This window comes from Sphingobacterium deserti (genome assembly GCF_000757725.1).
GTDB lineage: Bacteria > Bacteroidota > Bacteroidia > Sphingobacteriales > Sphingobacteriaceae > Sphingobacterium > Sphingobacterium deserti.
The window spans coordinates 84770-104631 of record NZ_JJMU01000029.1; the positions used below are offsets into that span (position 1 = coordinate 84770).

At 42.3% G+C, this 19862-nt stretch carries 17 protein-coding genes; 14 read left to right on the plus strand and 3 right to left on the minus strand.

All coding sequences use genetic code 11. The annotated features are described in order from the left end of the window. Positions 1-22: 22 nt before the first annotated feature. Together DI53_RS09920 and DI53_RS09925 are read left to right on the plus strand one after the other, a co-directional pair. Complete coding sequence (locus tag DI53_RS09920; protein ID WP_131555226.1) at positions 23-1570, plus strand: DUF5689 domain-containing protein; 1548 nt, start codon at positions 23-25, stop codon at positions 1568-1570. Between the two features lie 183 nt (positions 1571-1753). Continuing rightward, entirely contained in the window at positions 1754-3751 is a 1998-nt protein-coding gene (locus tag DI53_RS09925; protein ID WP_071790479.1) for a calcineurin-like phosphoesterase C-terminal domain-containing protein, read from the plus strand. A 361-nt stretch (positions 3752-4112) separates the two neighbouring features. Here the strand turns inward: DI53_RS09925 and DI53_RS09930 are convergent, their stop codons facing one another. The 3 genes from DI53_RS09930 to DI53_RS09940 form a co-directional block, all read right to left on the minus strand. Then, the gene (locus DI53_RS09930; RefSeq protein ID WP_037498425.1) at positions 4113-5978 is read right to left on the minus strand and encodes a M1 family metallopeptidase; all 1866 of its coding nucleotides are present in this window, start codon (positions 5976-5978) and stop codon (positions 4113-4115) included. An 11-nt stretch (positions 5979-5989) separates the two neighbouring features. Beyond that, positions 5990-6430 (minus strand): hypothetical protein, encoded by a 441-nt coding sequence (locus tag DI53_RS09935; RefSeq protein ID WP_052072314.1) that lies wholly within the window; start codon positions 6428-6430, stop codon positions 5990-5992. A gap of 114 nt (positions 6431-6544) precedes the next feature. Next, positions 6545-7399 (minus strand): M23 family metallopeptidase, encoded by an 855-nt coding sequence (locus tag DI53_RS09940; RefSeq protein WP_037498429.1) that lies wholly within the window; start codon positions 7397-7399, stop codon positions 6545-6547. A gap of 134 nt (positions 7400-7533) precedes the next feature. On the opposite strand from DI53_RS09940, the gene mutY reads away from it, so the two are divergent. The 12 genes from mutY (at position 7534) to DI53_RS19585 (ending at position 19859) form a co-directional block, all read left to right on the plus strand. Beyond that, positions 7534-8601: an A/G-specific adenine glycosylase gene (gene mutY / locus DI53_RS09945; RefSeq protein ID WP_037498432.1), complete on the plus strand. Its 1068-nt coding sequence runs from the start codon at positions 7534-7536 to the stop codon at positions 8599-8601. A gap of 2 nt (positions 8602-8603) precedes the next feature. Continuing rightward, on the plus strand, positions 8604-9050 hold the full coding sequence (gene ssb / locus DI53_RS09950) for a single-stranded DNA-binding protein (protein WP_037498436.1): 447 nt from the start codon (positions 8604-8606) through the stop codon (positions 9048-9050). A gap of 81 nt (positions 9051-9131) precedes the next feature. Beyond that, the gene (gene pheS / locus DI53_RS09955) at positions 9132-10169 is read left to right on the plus strand and encodes a phenylalanine--tRNA ligase subunit alpha (RefSeq protein ID WP_037498439.1); all 1038 of its coding nucleotides are present in this window, start codon (positions 9132-9134) and stop codon (positions 10167-10169) included. Between the two features lie 198 nt (positions 10170-10367). Next, positions 10368-10943 (plus strand): TetR/AcrR family transcriptional regulator, encoded by a 576-nt coding sequence (locus tag DI53_RS09960; protein WP_037498442.1) that lies wholly within the window; start codon positions 10368-10370, stop codon positions 10941-10943. 137 nt (positions 10944-11080) lie between these two features. Beyond that, positions 11081-12487, plus strand: coding sequence for a 23S rRNA (uracil(1939)-C(5))-methyltransferase RlmD (gene rlmD, locus DI53_RS09965; RefSeq protein ID WP_037498443.1), 1407 nt, complete (start codon positions 11081-11083; stop codon positions 12485-12487). Between the two features lie 204 nt (positions 12488-12691). Next, a complete protein-coding gene (locus DI53_RS09970; protein WP_037498446.1) occupies positions 12692-13087 on the plus strand; it encodes a hypothetical protein in 396 nt (131 codons plus the stop codon). Between the two features lie 60 nt (positions 13088-13147). After that, complete coding sequence (locus DI53_RS09975) at positions 13148-13909, plus strand: hypothetical protein (protein ID WP_037498449.1); 762 nt, start codon at positions 13148-13150, stop codon at positions 13907-13909. A 100-nt stretch (positions 13910-14009) separates the two neighbouring features. After that, a complete protein-coding gene (locus DI53_RS09980; protein WP_037498452.1) occupies positions 14010-14699 on the plus strand; it encodes a YiaD family glycine zipper/OmpA-like lipoprotein in 690 nt (229 codons plus the stop codon). Between the two features lie 232 nt (positions 14700-14931). Continuing rightward, on the plus strand, positions 14932-16368 hold the full coding sequence (gene miaB, locus DI53_RS09985; RefSeq protein ID WP_037498458.1) for a tRNA (N6-isopentenyl adenosine(37)-C2)-methylthiotransferase MiaB: 1437 nt from the start codon (positions 14932-14934) through the stop codon (positions 16366-16368). 16 nt (positions 16369-16384) lie between these two features. Next, positions 16385-17644 carry a sigma-54 interaction domain-containing protein gene (locus DI53_RS09990; RefSeq protein WP_037498462.1) on the plus strand — a complete coding sequence of 420 codons (1260 nt, stop codon included), beginning with the start codon at positions 16385-16387 and terminating at the stop codon, positions 17642-17644. Positions 17645-17656: 12 nt separating this feature from the next. After that, the gene (locus DI53_RS09995; protein ID WP_037498465.1) at positions 17657-18175 is read left to right on the plus strand and encodes an LptE family protein; all 519 of its coding nucleotides are present in this window, start codon (positions 17657-17659) and stop codon (positions 18173-18175) included. A 7-nt stretch (positions 18176-18182) separates the two neighbouring features. Next, positions 18183-19859, plus strand: a complete 1677-nt coding sequence (locus DI53_RS19585) for a prolipoprotein diacylglyceryl transferase (protein WP_052072316.1) — start codon at positions 18183-18185, stop codon at positions 19857-19859. Positions 19860-19862: the final 3 nt, after the last annotated feature.

The following is a 19862-nucleotide window of genomic DNA, read 5'->3' on the forward strand; positions in this document are numbered from 1 at the left end:
ATTTATCGTAAAACGTATATTGATGAAAAAGAATCTAAACTATATCTTTTTGCTACCTCTGCTCATAATCTTGATGCAGGCATGTGAAAAGCGAAATTTTTTGGACGGCACATTGAGTCCCTACATCACCATTGAGGATGTTCGGCAAATACATAAAGGTACTGACGTACAGATGTCGGCCGACCTGCTGAATGAAGCGCAGCAGACGCGAGGGGTGGTAATTTCGGATTCCCGGTTGGGAAATGTTCCTGAAGGGATGCTGATTGTGCAGCAAGCACAGCCGGGTAAGTTGCACGGTATTGCACTTAAGGTAGGGGATATCGCTGCTAATTATCGCGTAGGCGATTCTATCCTAATAAATATCAGCAACAAGCAACTAAAAAGGGAAGGCTTCCTCTATGTGGATGCTGTTACAGCAGCAGATATAGAAGTTATTGCAAATGTCTCGCGGATATACCGTCGCAATTTAACGGCCTCGGCAATTTACCAGCGACCTCATGAATTTGAGGCTACGTATGTCCAAATCATTGGTGGGGAGATGTTTCCACGCCCGGAAGTAGGACAAACATTTTCTGGCGTAAAGAGAATGGTGAATGGAGCCGATACATTGAATATACGCACCTTGCCTAGCGCACCTTTTGCTAATCTTCAAGTTCCACGTAATATCAATGTGCAGGGAATACTGCTTGGAGATTCGGATAATGCTAGGGTAATGGCTATTTGGCCTCGTATGGCCTCAGATATTCTAGATGTTTCAGATCCTGAAATTCCGGGCGACTTAGGCGACATGCCTTTAGTATTTACCGGCTATTGTCCTGACCCTGAAGGAGGAGACGGTAATTATGAATACATACAATTGCGCGCTAATGTGGATATTAATTTTGCGGAGATTCCGTTCGCTGTGGTGACGACGAATAACGCTGGAGCAAATCAGCCGAATGCTGGCGCGCCTCCAGGAGCAGGCTGGGCAACAGGTGGAGCACGTACACTGAAGTTTAACCTGACGGAAGGTTCCGTAAAGAAAGGCGAATTTTTCTATGTAGGGGGGCATCAGAAGCGTATTAGCGGTGCAAACTCTACGTCACTTTCTGCGCTAAACTGGGTTCGTGCGATACCGTATGCTACCTCGGGTGGCGATGGCTTGGGCGACGCCAATGCGAATATCTTAGCGAATAGTGGAAATGCCAGCGGGATGGCGCTCTTTGTAGGGACCAACATCAATGAGGGGACTGTGCCAATTGATTTAGTGATGTTTGGCGGTCTAGGCACTGCGACAGTAATTGACTCGGTCAATAATTTAGGGTATCGGGTAGCCAACAACGATCACTACAGCCCGTCTCATAAGGAGACTGGCGAGGCACAACCATTCTTCTCGATGGGCAGTAATCAATATCGTATCCCACATTTTCTCCCAGCAAACGTAGGTTTCTTCATTCAATTAGGTGGAGTCTTTAATACCACTACGCGAACTTGGGAAACACCTCGAAGCTACAACGCGAAGCAGTTGACTAAACAGTCTCCAGCTAGCGATTTGGAAGTTGGCGAGTTTGTGACGCGACAAACAGAGTAAATTTTATAAAAGTGGCCGGTTAAAAAAGCAGGACATGAGCGTCATTGCAAGAATAAGGAACAACGACAAAGCATTCTTACGAAAAAATCAAGATTGCCGTGATATCCTTCCTTGCAGTGACGCTTTTTTTGTTCGTCAATGTCCTTTTCCTCCCGGTATTTATTTTTAAATAAGAAAGTTATTATGCTGTTGAAAAAAGCATTTCATTTCTCCCAAAAGGCACGCCCGCATTATTTCTTTTTATTGTTGATCCTCCTGATTTTTTCGGCTTGCCGGAAAGAGGTTTCAACAGCAACGGAAGTGCCGCCGCCAACGGTAGAGAGTAGTAAGCTCGAATTGGGCGATGTACGTATCCCACAAGTGTGGGACGTGGTCAAGGAATCGACTACGCAAATTTTAGGAAAAGGTTTCCAGATCAATGATGAAGTCACATTGGAGCCCTTGGATGGCTTGACAAAATCTTTTAGTATTCGTATCACAGAAGTACAAGCCACGCACGCTTTGCTAAAGCTGCCCATAGATTTTGTGCAGGGACGTTACAACGTCTCTGTTTCCAGGGGTGATGCCAAACAGACATTGGGGACAAGTAGTTTTAATTTTGTACTTCGTGCCGATATTCCCGATATGGATGGCAAAACTGTTAAGGGCGTTGTTCATGTTGATGGAAAGGGATTGAGCAATGTAGTCGTATCAGACGGATATGATGTCACCACGACAAACCAAGATGGTGTCTATTACCTCGCATCTAATAAGCGGACAGGTTATGTCTTTGTTTCCATTCCCGGCAACTATGAAATGGCCAGTACGAGTCAAAACCTTCCTTTGTTTTACAAATACCTTAATGCCAATCCGACAATCGTTGATACGCGTGACTTCGAGTTGAAGCCAGTAAATAATGAAAACCATGTTGTACTGAGCTTGGCAGATATGCATCTCGCAAATAGAAATGATGACCTTTCACAATTTCAAAATGGCTTTATAGCGGACGCAAATCAGCAGATAGCTAAAATACAATCTGAAGGAAAAAAGGTGTATGCTTTAACTCTGGGAGACCTCACATGGGAAACATATTGGTATAGCAACAGCTTTATGCTTCCAGAATATGTAAAGGAGATTTCCAAGCTCAATGCGCCCGTTTTCAATACGATTGGTAATCATGACAATGATCCCTATTTTGCGAGCGATTGGCTTTCTGAAAATGCCTATCGTCGGATCTTAGGGCCAACCTACTATTCTTTCAATATCGGACAGGTACATTATATTGTACTAGACAATATAGAATATATCAATTCGGGTGGTGTTAATGGATCGATCGGGAGCCGTAATTACAACGCGAAATTAGTCGAGCAGCAGATCGACTGGTTGAAGAAAGATTTGGCAACGGTAAATACGTCCACACCAATTATTTTAGCTACGCATATCCAACTGCACAATGCGCCTTCCAGCAACGGGAGTCTACCTGGTTTCCGTATGAGTAATGGGCAGCAGCTGGTTGATTTATTTGCAGGCTTTGAGCAGGTACACGTGCTGACAGGACATACGCATATCAACAATAATATCGTGAGGAATGAGCGTTTCATGGAACACAATACGGCAGCGATATGTGCCACTTGGTGGTGGACGGGAAGAAATGGATATGCAAACAACCATATCGCACCGGATGGAAGTCCTGGCGGCTACGGTATTTGGGATATGACAGGAAAAGTTTTGAAGTGGCGCTACAAAGCGATCGGCTATGACGACAACTATCAGTTTCGTTCTTATGACCTAAACAATGTACATATCACGTCGGAAAAGTATGCGCCAAATGTCAATGAGGAAAATAAGCGTTTGGTTACCCAATATGCGTTTGATTTTGCAAAAGAGAATAAATCCAACGAGGTTTTAATCAATGTATGGGGGTATGACCCTAAATGGACGATATCCGTCACCGAGCAAGGTACGCCGTTAGCTGTACAGCGTGTTACATCTTATGACCCATTGCACATCATCTCTTACGCTATGAAGCGAATTAATGTGAATGCGGTGCCCACATTTGATTCATCCAACTCTTCGCATATGTTTAAAGTAAAGGCATCTTCCGCAACAAGTACGTTGCAGATTCGTGTTACAGATCGATTTGGCAATAGTTACTCTGAGCAGATGGAAAGGCCGAAGGCTTTCAATTACGCTATGCGGTAACAAACCGTTTGAAAAAAGCGATTGAAAACAAGACTCGCCACGTTTTGGCGAGTCTTGTTGTCTTGTTTTCCTTCCACGATTAGGAAGCTTATAAAAGGTTATCACCAGCATCTCATGTAAACTGCGCTTATTCTGTTACAAAAATTGACTAAAACTGGTTTTATTTTGTTACAAAATTTATGTGAATTTGGGTTTATTTTGTTACAAAATGTAGATTACTGGTAGATTACGGCATTAAAAGAACTATTCAAAAACACCTTTGGCAGTGGAAGTTAAGTAGTACAAGGAAGCCATTAATTATACGAGGTGCGCGGCAGGTTGGTAAACGCAGATAGGGGATGTTCTCTATCTGCGTTTGTTTTTATGGCTGCACGTAACTGTTGTTAGATGATTCAATATCAGCTAACCGTTGTGACGGGTCAATTTCAACTTTCGCAACTTTCTTTTCCAATTTTAAGCTGTAGGTTGGCTTGGTCCAAAACCAATCTTCAAGCACGGTCCTTTTCACACCTTCGTACATGCTAAAGTTTTCAGCAGGTTTCTCACCACGCATTTCGCGCAGCGGTATATAAAACAGCTCTTTCGTTCCATCAGCGTAGTGTACCAAAAGGTCGATAGGCATAGCAAAATTTGATTTGTTCGTGATTAGGATTTCTTGGTCATTTACGCTCGTCACACCGTAGTCAATAGTGCGTGTTGTGTTGATGAACAGATTGAAATACCATTTCAAATTGATACCTGAAACTTCTTCCGCTATCCGTTTAAAATCATTTGGAGTAGGGTGCTTAAGCTTCCAAACATCGTAAAACTTTAGAAAAGTCTTTTGCAGGTTTTCCTTTCCAATGATATAGCCAAGCTGCTCCGCTAAAACCTGTCCTTTGTTATATGCTTCATTGCTATAAGCGTAGTTACTGTTGTAGTAATCTGCCAGTAAACTCATAGGCTCTTCTTTCCCTGAAAGCGCCAATTTATAATAAGCTCTGTAGGCATCGATAACAGGGTTTGTTTCCAGTGCTCCCTTTTTCTCAAACAAATGCTGAAAGGCCAGCTCCTGTACATAGCTTGTAAAACCCTCATCAAACCATTCGTCTACGGTTTCGTTGATGCCGAAGAGGTGTTGATACCAAGAGTGTGCCGCTTCGTGAAAGATAACACCAACAAGACTTTTTATATTTCGTCCGCCGGTAACAAGTGTTGCGGTACCATACTCCATGCCGCCATCGCCGCCCTGAACTATGCTGTACGTTGGCCAAGGGTAAGCGCCAAAACGAGCCGATGTATAATCGAAAAATTCTGTAGCCAAGGAAAGAGCGGTTTTCCAATTATCTTTTACTTCTTTATTCGTAGGCAGGAAAACAGTATATACTGTAACGCCGCCTTTGCTCTGCGCAGAATCCACGGTAAAGTTGGGGTCGGCAGCCCAAACAAAATCATGAATATTCTCCGCTTTGAAATGCCAGGTCGCCTTACCATCTTCAGCAATAACTTTTGCCTTTTTATGATATCCTTTTACGGACAAAGGGTTTTGTAGTTTTCCCGATCCGCCTATCACGTAATCTTTATTAAGGTGGATGGTTACGTCAAAATCTCCAAAGGGTGCAACGAATTCGCGTGCGATATATTCGTCTAAATGCCAGCCAAATTCATCAAAGTGTGCCATTTTCGGGTACCATTGTGCCATAGATAGCGCAACACCTTCTTTAGAATTACGTCCGCTCCGGCGGATTTGCTCGGGAACCTGAGCCGTCCATTGCATTTCGAAACGTGCAGTACTTCCGGCCTCGATGGCCTGTGGAAGGTCTACCACCAGCAATGTACCGTCTATTTTATACGTTGCTGCTTTTCCGTTCACGGTAAGCGCATCCACTTTTTGATAACCAATTTGAGCAGGCGTTAGCGTAGCAATACGACTTTGGTATTTGGGATTGTCTTTTGTGCCAAGGTTAGTTGCCATGCGCGAATCGGGATCGCTGATATTAGCCAGCCGATAATCCATCATACTCCCCGGTTGAAAAGCATTAAAATAGAGATGGAAATATACTTTAGATAGGGATTGATTGGAATTATTGCTATAATTTAAGGTCATTTTACCTCGATATTGATACTTCTCTTCATCAACATCAATATCCATTTTATAATCCACCGCTTGTTGCCAATAACCTGCTCTTTGCGCAAAAAGCAGTGTGTTGACGAGCATAAAAAAAGCGAGGGTAAATAGTTTTCTCATGGGTTTTGGTTTTACATATAATAATATTCTACACCTTGTTGTTTTAAAACGTGTATAAGGGCGTTAAGGTCATCGTCTTTTTGAAACAGCTTATTTCTCCAATAACGTTTAGGCTGTTTTTTACGCTTATTAAAGATCATAATCAGGTTTCCGCCTGAGCGGGGTAGATTCCGCAAGTATTTGATATCTGCGAGCAAAAGCGTCTCGTGCTTTTTGTCATGAAACTGGATGGCGATCTCGCTATCCGTGACGATCCACTGTGAATCGTTACGGCTCCATGTTATACTTAAAAATAATAGGAGCGGTAGACTGCATAGTACAATTAGAATTTTCGGCACTTCTTGTAGAGGAAGCCTCGAAACTATCGCCGTTACTATGCATACGCCGATTAATAGAAGGATCATATATTTTCCACGGTGCAGGGTTGCAATGTGAAACGTCTTTTCGCTCATGAGCCAAAAATAAGAAAGAGCAATCATATTTTGCTCTTTTCTCTGAATATCACGATATCTTTACGCATAAGCGCCGTTTCCTTCGTGACAAAATATGAAGTTTGTTAAGGCCTGTTAAAAGTAGAAAAACTTTGCAGGGTTTAGTTTTTTATCATGCTGTGTTACTTCGTAATGCAGATGTGGGCCGGTACTTCTTCCCGTGCTGCCTAATAAGCCTACGATTTCGCCCGCTTCTATGGCTTCGCCTCGTTTTACGCGGGTTCTTGTAAGATGCGCGTAGCGCGTTTCAAAGCCATTGTTATGTTTTACCATAACAACATAACCATAATCACCTTTGTAACCCGCGAATGCTACTTTACCTTTTGCCGTAGCCCTTACCGGGTCGCCCACCCGCCCTTTTAGGTCTACACCGCCGTGCATTTCGCGGCCCCTATTCGTAAATGGATTTCTACGGTAACCGAATGGCGACGTGATACGGCCAGGATGTGGCACACCAAATGGCATACCGTCTAATTTCGTTTCTAAATTTTTAAGCTGTTTTTTATAAAATAGGGAGAGCTCTACAAGATCTTCGTCATCATTTTCTACAGGGCCTCCAGCATTTTTCATGCGTATTTCCTTTAAACCCCGAGTCCGCATTTTTTTATTGATGCGTTCCAGGGTGCTATCGATGGAATTAAATGATTTCTTCATCTCATCCGTCGTTAACTGGCTGTTGAATCCTTCCTTTTCCAATTGTCTTTTTTCCTCATTCAGGAGGTCTATTTTTTTATTGTAGGCCAATGTGTATTCTTCGGAAGTCTTTTGCTTAACGACGTAAGCAACTGAAAATACGGCGATAGCAATTAAAACAACTAGCGACCCCAATATTTTTTTCCAGTGGGTGACCATTAGGGTCGGCACTTGCACTCTTTTGGTAGATGTACCATCCGTTTCCACGAAAAGTACAGCGGTTTTTTTCTTCAACATACTGTCAATAACAAAAACTGTTTTTATGATACGGAGCACAAAGGTACCCTAACAACTGCTTTATGTTCAATATTTTACATTTTTTAACATTTCGACATCACGTTTTTATTGTAAAAAAATAAGCAACTTTGCATATGTCGTTTGCATTGAAATTGATGAATTGGTACCGTGAGCATGGACGCGATTTACCCTGGAGAAACACCCAAAACCCCTATATTATATGGCTTTCCGAGATTATACTTCAACAGACAAGAGTTGAGCAAGGTTTGCCGTATTTCCATCGCTTTTTGGAGGCTTTTCCAATTGTAACAAAATTTGCCGCTGCAGAGGAAGAAGAGATACTGAGGTTGTGGCAGGGACTGGGCTATTATTCGCGCGCCAGAAATATGCATAAGGCAGCTAAAATGGTGGTAAATGATTTTGATGGCATATTTCCCAGCAGCTATACGGAGGTCATTCGCCTGTCAGGCGTTGGCGACTATACGGCGGCAGCAATTTCTTCATTTTCTTCCAATGAAGCGAAAGCTGTGGTCGATGGAAATGTCTATCGCGTGTTGTCCCGGTATTTTGGTATTGACGAACCCATCAACGGAACCAAAGGCAAAAAAGTGTTTGCAGAGATTGCAGCCGACATGTTAGACATGAAAGATGCATCGACATACAATCAGGCAATTATGGATTTTGGCGCTTTGCAATGCAAACCCAAAAAGCCAGATTGCGAAATCTGTGTGTTTAATTTGGAATGCGTTGCTCATCGTGAGGGAATTGTCGATAGGCTTCCGGTAAAATTGAGGGGTAAAGCCAGCAAAAACCGATATTTCCACTATTTCATTGTCGAGAGCGACAACCAACTTTTGATGTCGAAAAGAGGCGAAGCCGATGTATGGGCAAACTTATATGAATTTCCCATGCTAGAAACCGAGCAAGATCTTACGCTGGAAGGACTTTTGAAAACAGCGCAATTCTCGGAATACTTTGATGAAGAGGCGAGCTTCGTACAGTTGGGCAATGTCACCAAGCATATCTTAAGCCATCAAAACATCTATGCCCGCTTTTACATGTTGGAAGATGCGAAATCACTTCGCATCAAAAAAAGCAATTGGAATTATTTTTTTGTTGAAAAAATCGATACATTAGCCAAACATAAACTTATATTTTCTTTTCTTGAAAAGAACAAACAGCTAATTAACCCTAAATTTTAATTATGGCAAGTGTTAACAAAGTAATTTTGGTTGGACATTTGGGCAAAGACCCTGAAGTACGATATCTAGAAGGCAATATCACCGTTTGCAGTTTTCCTTTAGCCACATCAGAAACATATACGAAAGATGGCGTTCGTATGCAACATACAGAATGGCATAACATCGTTATGTGGCGTAACCTGGGCGAAATGGCCGTTAAATACCTCAAAAAAGGTAAACTTGTATATATCGAAGGCCGCCTGCGCACACGGAATTATGAAGACAAGGAGGGCACCAGACGCTTTGTAACCGAAATCGTAGGTGAAAGCTTCAAATTGCTGGGAAGACCATCTGACTTTGGCCAAACTACCAAAAGCACACATCCAGAAAATACAACAGAAGAGGTTGAAAAGGAACAAGAAGTGGACTTCACAGAAACCGATAATGATACCGATGGATTGCCATTTTAAGACCTCCGCGATCGAGATTCTTGCTTAAAATTGGAACTGTGTGGGCATAAGTTTTAATATTTTGCCGTATCTTTGGACACTATGTTGCAGGACAAAATTAAGCAGTATTCAGAAGAGATAAATCAGTTCACGCCTACATCAGCTGCTGATGTGGAACAATTTCGGTTAAAATTCCTCGTATCCAAAGGACTCGTCAAGGCTTTGTTCGACGAATTTAAATCTGTTGGGCCTGAAGAGAAACGCACTTTGGGCAAAGTTTTAAACGAATTTAAACAGCTTGCCGAGCAAAAGTTTAGTGAGGCACAAGCTCAATTTTCAGGAACATCTGACACGCAGTCGAAAAAAGAAGGCGATCTAACATTACCGGGTGAAGGTTTTCAGCTGGGTTCACGTCATCCGCTTTCGCTAGCGCGCAAGGAAATTGTTGAAATCTTTAAGAAGCTCGGATTTGTGGTATCTGAAGGGCCTGAAATTGAAGATGACTGGCATAACTTTTCTGCCCTTAATTTTCCTCCTGAGCACCCTGCCCGGGATATGCAAGATACTTTTTTTGTAGAGAAAAAGGAGGGAAATGATATTGCCCTGCGCACACATACATCCTCGGTACAAGTACGCTTAATGGAGATGGGCCAGCCGCCTTTTCGGGCGATAATGCCAGGCCGGGTGTATCGCAATGAAGCCATATCCGCAAGAGCACACTGTTTCTTCCATCAGGTAGAAGGCTTGTACGTAGATGAGAACGTTTCTTTTGCAGATTTAAAGCAAACACTTTTTCACTTTGTCCAAGAGTTATATGGTGAAGGCACGAAGGTTCGTTTTCGTCCTTCTTATTTTCCATTTACGGAGCCTTCAGCAGAAATGGATATTTCTTGTACCATTTGTAAAGGCGAGGGATGCCAGCTTTGTAAATATTCTGGTTGGGTAGAAATTTTAGGTTGCGGTATGGTCGATCCGAATGTGCTGGAAAACTGTGGCATTGATAGTAAAAAATATTCAGGCTTCGCATTCGGTATGGGCATTGAGCGAATTACAAACTTGAAATACGAAATTCGCGATTTGCGGTTGTTCTCCGAAAATGACGTGAAGTTCCTCTCGCAATTCGAAACAGAGATTATTTAAATATGATTGAAGGAACCCAATACACATCTGTTCTTACATCCTTTGAAACCATCTTATGTTGTAGAGCAATTAGCTGTCATGGGGTTCCTAAAATTTCGTTTCCGGCTCATTGCAATCAAGCGGCAGCTACGGCATGTTTTTTACTATCGGATGTCGTTGGGTTAAGTAGTAAAGTGTTTTACGTACAAAACCTATTGCATGGAAACGGATAAGGTCATATTGTCAATAAAGAAGTCAGCTCGCGAGCTTTTCAGGCGCTATGGCTATAACAAAACCAGCGTCAATGAGCTTGCTAAACATTCAAAAATAGCTAAGGCGACTTTCTATAAACATTTTTCAAGTAAGGAACTGATTTTGCACGCCGTCCTGATGGACTATATTCGTGAAAATGTGCAGGATATCCTGGATAAAAATGTGCGAGAGAAAGACTTGTCAACATTCTTGGCGAATACTATTCTTCGGGTAAGCCGTGTAACCTACACCGTGTGTAATGAATTTGTTGGCTGGGAGTTTATTCGAGAATCTGCTAACGCGCAGGAGTACTTGAAAACACTGTCTGATGATTTGGAATTTCTCCTCCTAAGTTCTTTTATTCAGAATGAGACGATAGGGCAGACTGTACCTGAAGAACGACTAACATTCTTGATAAAGTCCAGTAAAAATATTGTTTTTTCTTTTGCTTTTACAGCCGTTACCGAGGCCGATGTCCGTAAGAATTTCATCTCCTTCCAAAAGGAAATATTGCCTTATCTCGTACAGGCTACATTAATCTAAGTTTCAAAACTGCTATAGACAGATCGTTAATTCGCTTGTTTTCATTTTTATTCGTGGTAAGGTGCGCGCTGTTGTATACCTGATTAGATACGGAGTGCTTTAAGGTTCAGCTAAAAAAGCGTACTTTTGCAGCCATTATGGGTAGACGAATTCCACAAGACAAAAAATTTATCGCCAACGTCGATATTATAGACATTGCTGAAGAGGGCAAGGGTGTAGCGAAGCAAGATGAGATGGTGATGTTTATAGAGCAGGCGGTCCCAGGCGATGTTGCTGATGTGGAGCTATTACGCAAAAAAAAGAATTTTGCTGAAGGGAAATTGGTGGCTTTAAAACAGCCTTCACCACATCGGGTAGATCCATTTTGTCCGCATTTTGGCGTCTGTGGGGGCTGTAAATGGCAACATATGAATTACCCGGCGCAGCTTCAATTTAAGCAACAATATGTGGATAACGCACTGCGACGTCTGGGAAAAGTCGATACCCAATCGATGGAAGAAATATTAGGCTCTTCGCAAACAGAATACTATCGCAACAAGCTGGAATTCACTTTCTCTAACAAGCGCTGGCTTACCTCTTTAGACCAAGAGGTTTTACCGGAAGATATGAATGCTCTTGGTTTTCATGTTCCAGGACGTTTTGATAAAATTCTGGATATTGATCATTGCTTTTTACAACAGGATCCTTCGAATGCCATCCGGAATAATGTGCGCGAGTTCGCCGTTAAGAATGATATATCTTTCTACGACTTACGCGAACACGAGGGTGTATTGCGGAATTTAATCATTCGGACCTCATCCACGGGCGAGGTAATGCTTATTGTGGTATTTGCCTACCCTACTGAAGAACAGGTGGAGCTGCTCATGGCCCATATTCACCAAAGTTTTCCAGAGCTAGCATCGCTGCTTTACATTGTAAATCAAAAACGTAACGACACTATTTTCGATCAGGATATTCACCTATTTGCAGGTCGGGATTTTATTTATGAGGAGATGGAAGGATTAAAATTCAAAGTTGGACCGAAATCATTCTACCAAACAAACTCTGCCCAAGCTTACGAGCTGTATAAAATTACACGGGAATTTGCAGATTTAAAAGGCGACGAGCTGGTTTACGACTTATATACAGGAGCTGGCACGATCGCTAATTTTGTCGCCAAAACGGCGCGTGAAGTTGTTGGTGTGGAGTATGTACCATCAGCAATTGAAGATGCAAAAATTAATTCAGCGATAAACGGGATCAGCAACACCAAGTTTTATGCCGGTGATATGAAAGATGTGCTTACTTCGGACTTTGTTGCCGAGCATGGCAAACCCGATGTGGTTATTACCGATCCGCCACGGGCTGGAATGCACGTCGATGTGGTACATCGTATCTTAGAAATGGAAGCCGATAAAGTGGTTTATGTTAGTTGCAATGCCGCTACGCAGGCAAGAGACCTGGCTATATTGCAAGAAAAATATGCTGTAGAACGGATTAAGCCTGTTGATATGTTTCCGCATACACAGCATGTAGAAAATGTTGTTTTGCTCCGTTTGAAGTAGTTCAGGGATTGGGCAAATTCAAAATTTGAGAAAGCAGCTTCTTAATTTTGAAGTATTCATTTTTTACTTTTGAATTTGAAGGGTTCTAATTTCTAACTTTTGACTTGTTTGCTCTGACTTTTTACTTTTAAATTTGAAGGTTCTAATTTCTAACTTTTAACTTCTGACTTTTTACTTTTAAATTTTTACTTTTTACTTTTCAAAATGGATATTGAAGATTTAATGGCACGGGATTCATCTGCTGACGATCCGACCGCGTCCAGTCCCTTAAAGAGCTTAAAACTAGACTTAGACTTTTACAAGGAATCTATAAAAGAGGTTGCTAACGAGATGATCGCAGAGGGCTACACCTTGTATCCCATTTTTATTGCGCATCAGCATGAGGTGAACGTTGGCGAAATGTTATTAGACAAAAATGAATTGAATACGCAATGGACTATACAAGTAAGTTCCTTCGAAGAATTTGTTGAGCGTGGGCTTATCAAGGAAGAGCGTAAAGATCATTTTATAAAAAGCTATAAAAACGCGAACGATTTCATGTGTTTATTTGTCATTGTACCTGAGGGGGCAAATTTCGTTTTCTATCCCTACGCGAACTAGGTTCAATAATTTAAATCTTTTTAACATAGAGAAGTCTAAACATTTGTTATTTTTAGCTTAATGTATTTGGGAATAAAACATATTTATATAGTCATTTTTGCCGTTTTAATAGCACTGTGCACTGTTGAAATGGCGTCGGCGCAGTCTACGGGTATTTCAGGAATTGTAGTGGCAAAAGGAGGAAGCATCAGGCTGGCTGAGGTAAATGTGCAAAACCTGCGTACGAACAGAAGAGCCCAAACGAATACATTCGGTGTATTTATTTTAGAGGCGTCGGTAGGTGACAGTTTATCATTTAGTAAAACTGGCTATGGTCCGGTAAAGACAGTTATTCAGACTGCTGAAGATATCCTTATAGAGATGCAGGAAGGGCTGACGATTGAGACGGTTGTTGTGAATCGGATGAGCAAAGAAGCCGAAATGCGAGACATGCTGGATGATTACGCAAAAAAAGGCGTTTACAATGGTGGTAAAAATACCGTTGGGACGTATTTAGGAAGTCCAGCTACCGCCCTTTACAATCTTTTCGGCAAAGATGCTAAGAATGCCAAGCGATTTGCGAAGATTATGGATCGTGAACTTGAAGAGTCTAGGGTTGACCGCGTTTTTAATAAATCATCCGTCGGTTCGTTGACAAGTCTTGAGGGCGATGAGCTTCAATCTTTCATGGATTTATACCGTCCTTCGTTTAGTTTGGTAGAACGCTGGGGTCAATATGATTTTATGAATTATGTCAAAACATCCCTGGAATCTTGGGAAAAAAACGGACGCCCCCGTTCTACGCGCTTACCTAAGCTGGACGTACCGCCCCAAGAAAAATAAATTTATTTGCTTTTCTCGTTATTTTGATAAGAACGATATAGTTTGGCATTCGCTTTGATTAACAGCTAGTATATTACAGTTTAATAGTAAAGAATTAGTTATGAAAATGAGTAGAAAAGTAGCTATATATGGCTTATCCGTTGCGACATCCATGATGTTGTTAGCGAGTTGTTCAACAATACAAAATACAAGTAGTACGACAAAGGGAGCGGCTGTTGGTACCGCTGCTGGTGCTGGTCTTGGTGCCCTAATTGGTGGTAAAGCTGGTAACACAGCTATCGGAGCAATTGCGGGAGCTGCCATTGGTGGTGTTGCTGGTGGTTTAATTGGTAAAAAGATGGATCGCCAGGCCAAAGAAATTGAGAATGAGGTAGCCGGAGCACAGGTTATTAAGTCTGACGAAGGTATTATCGTAAAATTCGATGAAGGTATCCTTTTTGACTTCAATAGCTCATCATTAAAAGCTGCTGCTAAAACAAATATCAATAAGCTTGTGACTACCTTAAACAAAGAGCCTAACACAGAAATTCTTGTTATTGGTCACACCGATAATCGCGGTACTTTAGAAGTTAACCAAAAAATTTCTGAGTCACGTGCAAATGCTGTTAAAGCGTATGCTGTTGCACAAGGCTTAGGTGGTGCACGAATCAAAACGCAAGGTAAAAATTACTCGGAGCCTTTAACATCAAATGATACAGATGCGGGACGTGCTGAAAACCGTCGTGTAGAAATTGTTATTGTTGCTGGTGATAAAATGATCAAAGAAGCAGAGAGCGAAGCAGGTAGATAAACTTATTCAAGCTTTTAAAAAAGAGTTGTCATTCTAAAAAATGACAACTCTTTTTGTTTATAGATAAGGTAACAACAACATTGACCCACCTTATACTGCATTTCGTCGCTACACTATAGCTACAGCTCTTTTAATTAAGCAAAATAGCGTTTGTTAAATTTGGGTCAAGCTCTGCCAAAGTGTCATCAATTTAAACTTTTATTGTTAGCTTTGTAGTCTTTTAAATGAAGTCATGCTAGAATTAGAACATACTACAAAGACACACGATGAAGCCCGTCAGGGCGAGGCTTTAGAACTATTGCCGACGGGCAAATCTACAGGTCGTAAATTGTATATCGAAAGTTACGGTTGCCAGATGAACTTTTCGGATAGCGAGATTGTTGCGTCGATTTTGGTGGGTAATGGTTTCGAAACAACGAAAGACTATAAAGAGGCAGATGTGGTATTTATAAATACCTGCTCCATACGCGAAAATGCGGAGCAACGTGTGCGTAACCGATTAAAGGAGTTTGAGTCTGCTAAGAACAGAAATCCAGGTATGATCGTGGGCGTGCTAGGTTGTATGGCTGAGCGCCTCAAGTCAAAATTTTTAGAAGAAGAAAAGCTGGTAGATGTTGTCGTCGGTCCTGATGCCTATCGTGATCTTCCTAACCTTATTGGCAAGGTGGATGACGGGACGAAAGCAGTAAACGTTTTGCTCTCTAGGGAAGAGACCTATGCCGATATCAATCCTGTACGATTGAACTCAAATGGCATATCGGCATTTGTTTCTATTATGCGGGGTTGCGATAACATGTGTTCTTTCTGCGTGGTGCCATTCACCCGCGGACGCGAGCGTAGCCGCGACTACCAATCTATTGTTAAAGAAGCCCGAGAGCTTTTTGAAGCTGGGTATAAGGAGGTCACCTTGCTAGGGCAAAATGTGGACTCGTATAAATATACGGCTCCAGTTGCCGAAGGCGAAACGGCAACGCCTACTGTAAACTTCGCCCATTTATTGGCGATGGTTGCCGAGGTAAGCCCAGAGCTCCGCATTCGTTTTTCCACTTCCCATCCGAAAGATATCACGGACGAGGTTCTTTATACGATGGCCCGTTACGACAATATCTGTAAATATATACATCTACCTGTGCAGTCCGGTAACTCGCGCGTTCTGGATTTGATGAACAGGACGTACGATCGGGAATGGTATATGGAACGCGTAGAAGCTATCCGTCGCATTATTCCAGCGTGTGGTATATCTACCGATGTTATCACCGGTTTTTGCACAGAAACGGAAGAGGAGCATGCTGAAACATTATCCATGATGGACTATGTAAAATACGACTTTGCGTATATGTTTGCTTACTCCGAACGCCCAGGTACGCTGGCGGCGAAACGTTATGAAGATGATATCCCAGAGCAGGTAAAGAAAAGACGGTTGACGGAAGTTGTTAATAAACAGCAAGAGCACAGTCTTTTCCGACTTCAAAATTTCGTTGGAAAAGTACATAAAGTTTTGATCGAAGGTTTTTCGAAGCGGTCAGATCAGGATTACTGTGGGCGTAATGATCAGAATACGATGGTTGTGTTTCCCGTTGACTCACGTTTCAAACCGGGACAATATGTGCATGTATTGGCAGAGCGCTGTACATCAGCAACGTTAATGGGACGTATTGTAGACCTTTAGTATTAAGAGAACTATCGTGGACATTCAAGATATTAAGAATAGATTTGGCATCATCGGTAACTCACCGGTGCTCAATCGTGCAATAGATGTTGCAAAACAGGTAGCACCGACTGATATTTCCGTTTTGATACAAGGGGAAAGTGGATCTGGAAAGGAAGTCTTTTCACATATTATTCATCAAATGAGTGCCCGTAAACACGGATCATTCATCGCGGTAAACTGCGGAGCAATACCAGAAGGAACAATTGATTCCGAACTTTTTGGACATGAGAAGGGCTCGTTTACGGGTGCCCACGAGGCTAGAAAAGGCTATTTCGAAGTGGTTGATGGGGGAACGATTTTTCTGGATGAAGTTGGTGAACTTCCTTTGGGTACACAAGCTCGGCTATTGCGGGTTTTAGAAACTGGCGAGTACATTAGGGTGGGCTCTTCTAAGGTTCAAAAGACAAATGTACGTGTCGTTGCCGCAACGAATGTTGATGTGTATGAAGCGGTGAAGAAAGGTAAGTTTCGTGAAGATCTCTATTACAGGTTGAATACGGTTCCACTCCGAATTCCCTCTCTTCGCGAACGGAAGGAAGATGTTAACCTGCTATTTCGGAAATTTATAGTAGATTTTTCCGATAAATACCGGACGCCTGGCATACAGCTCACCCCTGATGCGCAGGATATGCTGATGAATTATGGCTGGCCAGGAAACGTCAGACAGCTGAAAAATATTGCCGAGCAGATTGCTGTTTTAGAGCGCGAACGCGTCGTAAATTCCAGCATCTTATCAAAGTACCTACCCGTAGAGCATGTATCCTCATTACCTGCGCTTGTGAAAGAGACGAGCAAAGAGGATTTTTCTGAACGCGACCTGTTGTATAAAGTGTTATTTGACATGAAAAAAGACATGGTGGATTTAAAGAAGTTGGTAGTCGAGTTGATTCAAAATGGTGTTAATAAGGGTACATTTGAAGAAAATTCTCCCTATATTAACCAACTATATAGCGAAGTAACTCCATCATCTGCTTATCTAGGTGAAGAGCAAGCATCGCCAAAGCTTACCATTCATAATCCTAATCAAAGCGTTAAATCAAACAATGACTATATGTCTTATGAAACGCAAGATGCGGAGGAAGTAGAAGAGTCGTTGTCATTGGTTGAAAAAGAATCAGATTTGATACGGAAGGCTTTGCGGAAACATAAGGGAAAACGTAAGGCTGCCGCCCGAGAACTCGGAATTTCCGAACGAACCTTATACAGAAAAATTAAAGATTTAAATTTAGATTAGTTCATCAGTCATATGCAAAGAATTATTACGGCTTTTACACTACTATCGTTGGTGCTTGTTATGGCCTTTTCAAGTTGTGGTGTCAAATATCGCTTCTCTGGAGGTTCTATACCGGAAAATATGAAAACGGTAAATGTCCAATTCTTTGAAAATATAGCGCCTTTGGTGTACGCAACGCTAAGCCAAAATTTTACAGAGGGGTTGAAAGAACGTATTAGAAGTCAGTCGCGTCTAAGCCAAGTAAACGGAGATGCTGACGCTATGTTTGAAGGCGTTATAACAGGTTACGACATCAGTCCGGCAGCCGTGGAGGCAAATTCGGATAGAGCTGCGTTGAACAGGCTTACCATCACCGTCAAGGTGAAATATACGAATCGCTTAGATGAAACGGGTGAAAGTAATTTTGAGCAATCGTTTACGCAGTTTCGCGAGTTCTCTGGTTTGGTACAGAATCAGGAAGATGGCTTAACTATGCAAATCATTAGTTTGTTAACTGAAGATATTTACAATAGAGCATTTGCAAACTGGTAGGTTATATATGGAAAATCAAGGACAAACATTCACACGGTTATATCACCAAGCCCTCGTAAATCCAAAGGAAGTCTCTCAGGAGGACTTTGACCTTCTATTGTCCCGGTATCCCTATTCACAGCCTTTACATTTCGCCTTTGAGCGGCGGAAGTTTTTATGTGGTGAGCTTACCAAATTGGGCAGTCGCGCGATTTTATTGGCGAGTAGCCCGAGTTGGTTACATGATTATGTGCAATTACCTGTTCAAGATATCCCATTCATAGCCGCTATCGACGATGACCTTTTGGTCACTGATTTAACCTCCCCATTGAGTACTGGCAACGAAGACCGACAAGAACCAAATAATTCTGCAGTCGAACATCCGCCGTTTGCGGGGGAGACATCCGGTGATGACGCTGAGCCGTCGAACGACGCTGTCGAGCGTGCACAGTCTACTGGTGTTAAGCTATCAGAAGAAGAATCGATCACATCTCCTATGGATTCGGAGCGTGTAGCAGCTTTGGATCCTTCTTCTGAGGGAACTTCGCAGCATGAAGTTGAAGCGACAGATGTCGATCCAAAAGCCGGTGAAATTAAAGATACTGATGATGATAAACCATTGGCCGAAGAAGCTGCAGTATCAGATGTCGTTCCAAGTGGCGAACCAACTTTCGAACCTTCTGTTGAAGAGTCATTAACGGCGGAAACGGAAGCGTCGGATTTTAAGGTCGGGGAAGAAGCCATTCATGCTACCACGGAGCATGAGCCTTCTGCCAACGGAACGGAGATACCATCTATCGATAAAGACGAGGAACGAGTTGTCGATCTGAATGATACGGAACTTTTAGCAGATGAATCCAAGCCGGCAGATAGCGAAGAAATAGAGCACAGTTCTCTTGGTGCGACTGAAGAGCAGCATGAGTCAGAAGGCCATACAGCACCTGATCGTGCTCGACATGTAGACATCAATCTGGAAAACTTACCAGATTTGACAAAGGAAGAGGAAAATGCGGCGCTGGATAACCTTGTGCATGAGGGTATTGGCGGAGGTGATTACTTTGCACTGCATACCAAAGAGATTCGTTGGGAGACTAACGTGGGCTTAAGCGGGAATAACGAAGCCGACAGTAATTCCAGTGTCATTTCGGAGCCGGTAGATCAGCAAAAGGAAGAAGATGTAAGTGTTTACAACGATGATTTGATGCCTTACAGCTTTCGTTGGTGGTTGCATAAAACACGTTTGGAATATGCGGATACGTATCAACCATTTGCCTCGCCCCATTTACCTACGAATAAAAAATCCTCTTTTGATCCGGAAGCATTTGATAAAGTCGTTTTGGATCAGCAGATCCGCGAGAACATCATCCACTTGCAAAGTCCTGAAGACAAACTGAGTGAGGAAGTCAAACAACGTGCTGTTACCTATAGCAGGGTTGACAAAACAACAGAAGTTATCGAGCGATTTATTCGAGAGGAACCGCAAATCCAGCCACCGCCAGCCGATCAGCTGACGATGGAGAATAAAGCTCGGAAGAGCTCGGAGGAGCAGTTCAACTTGGTCACGGAAACTTTGGCCAATATATATGCTAGCCAAGGTATGTACGTGAAGGCCATAGAGGTTTACAAAAAATTAATTTTGAGATTTCCAGAAAAAAAATCGTATTTTGCGACCCAAATTAAAGGTCTGGAAGAGAAACTATATTAACGA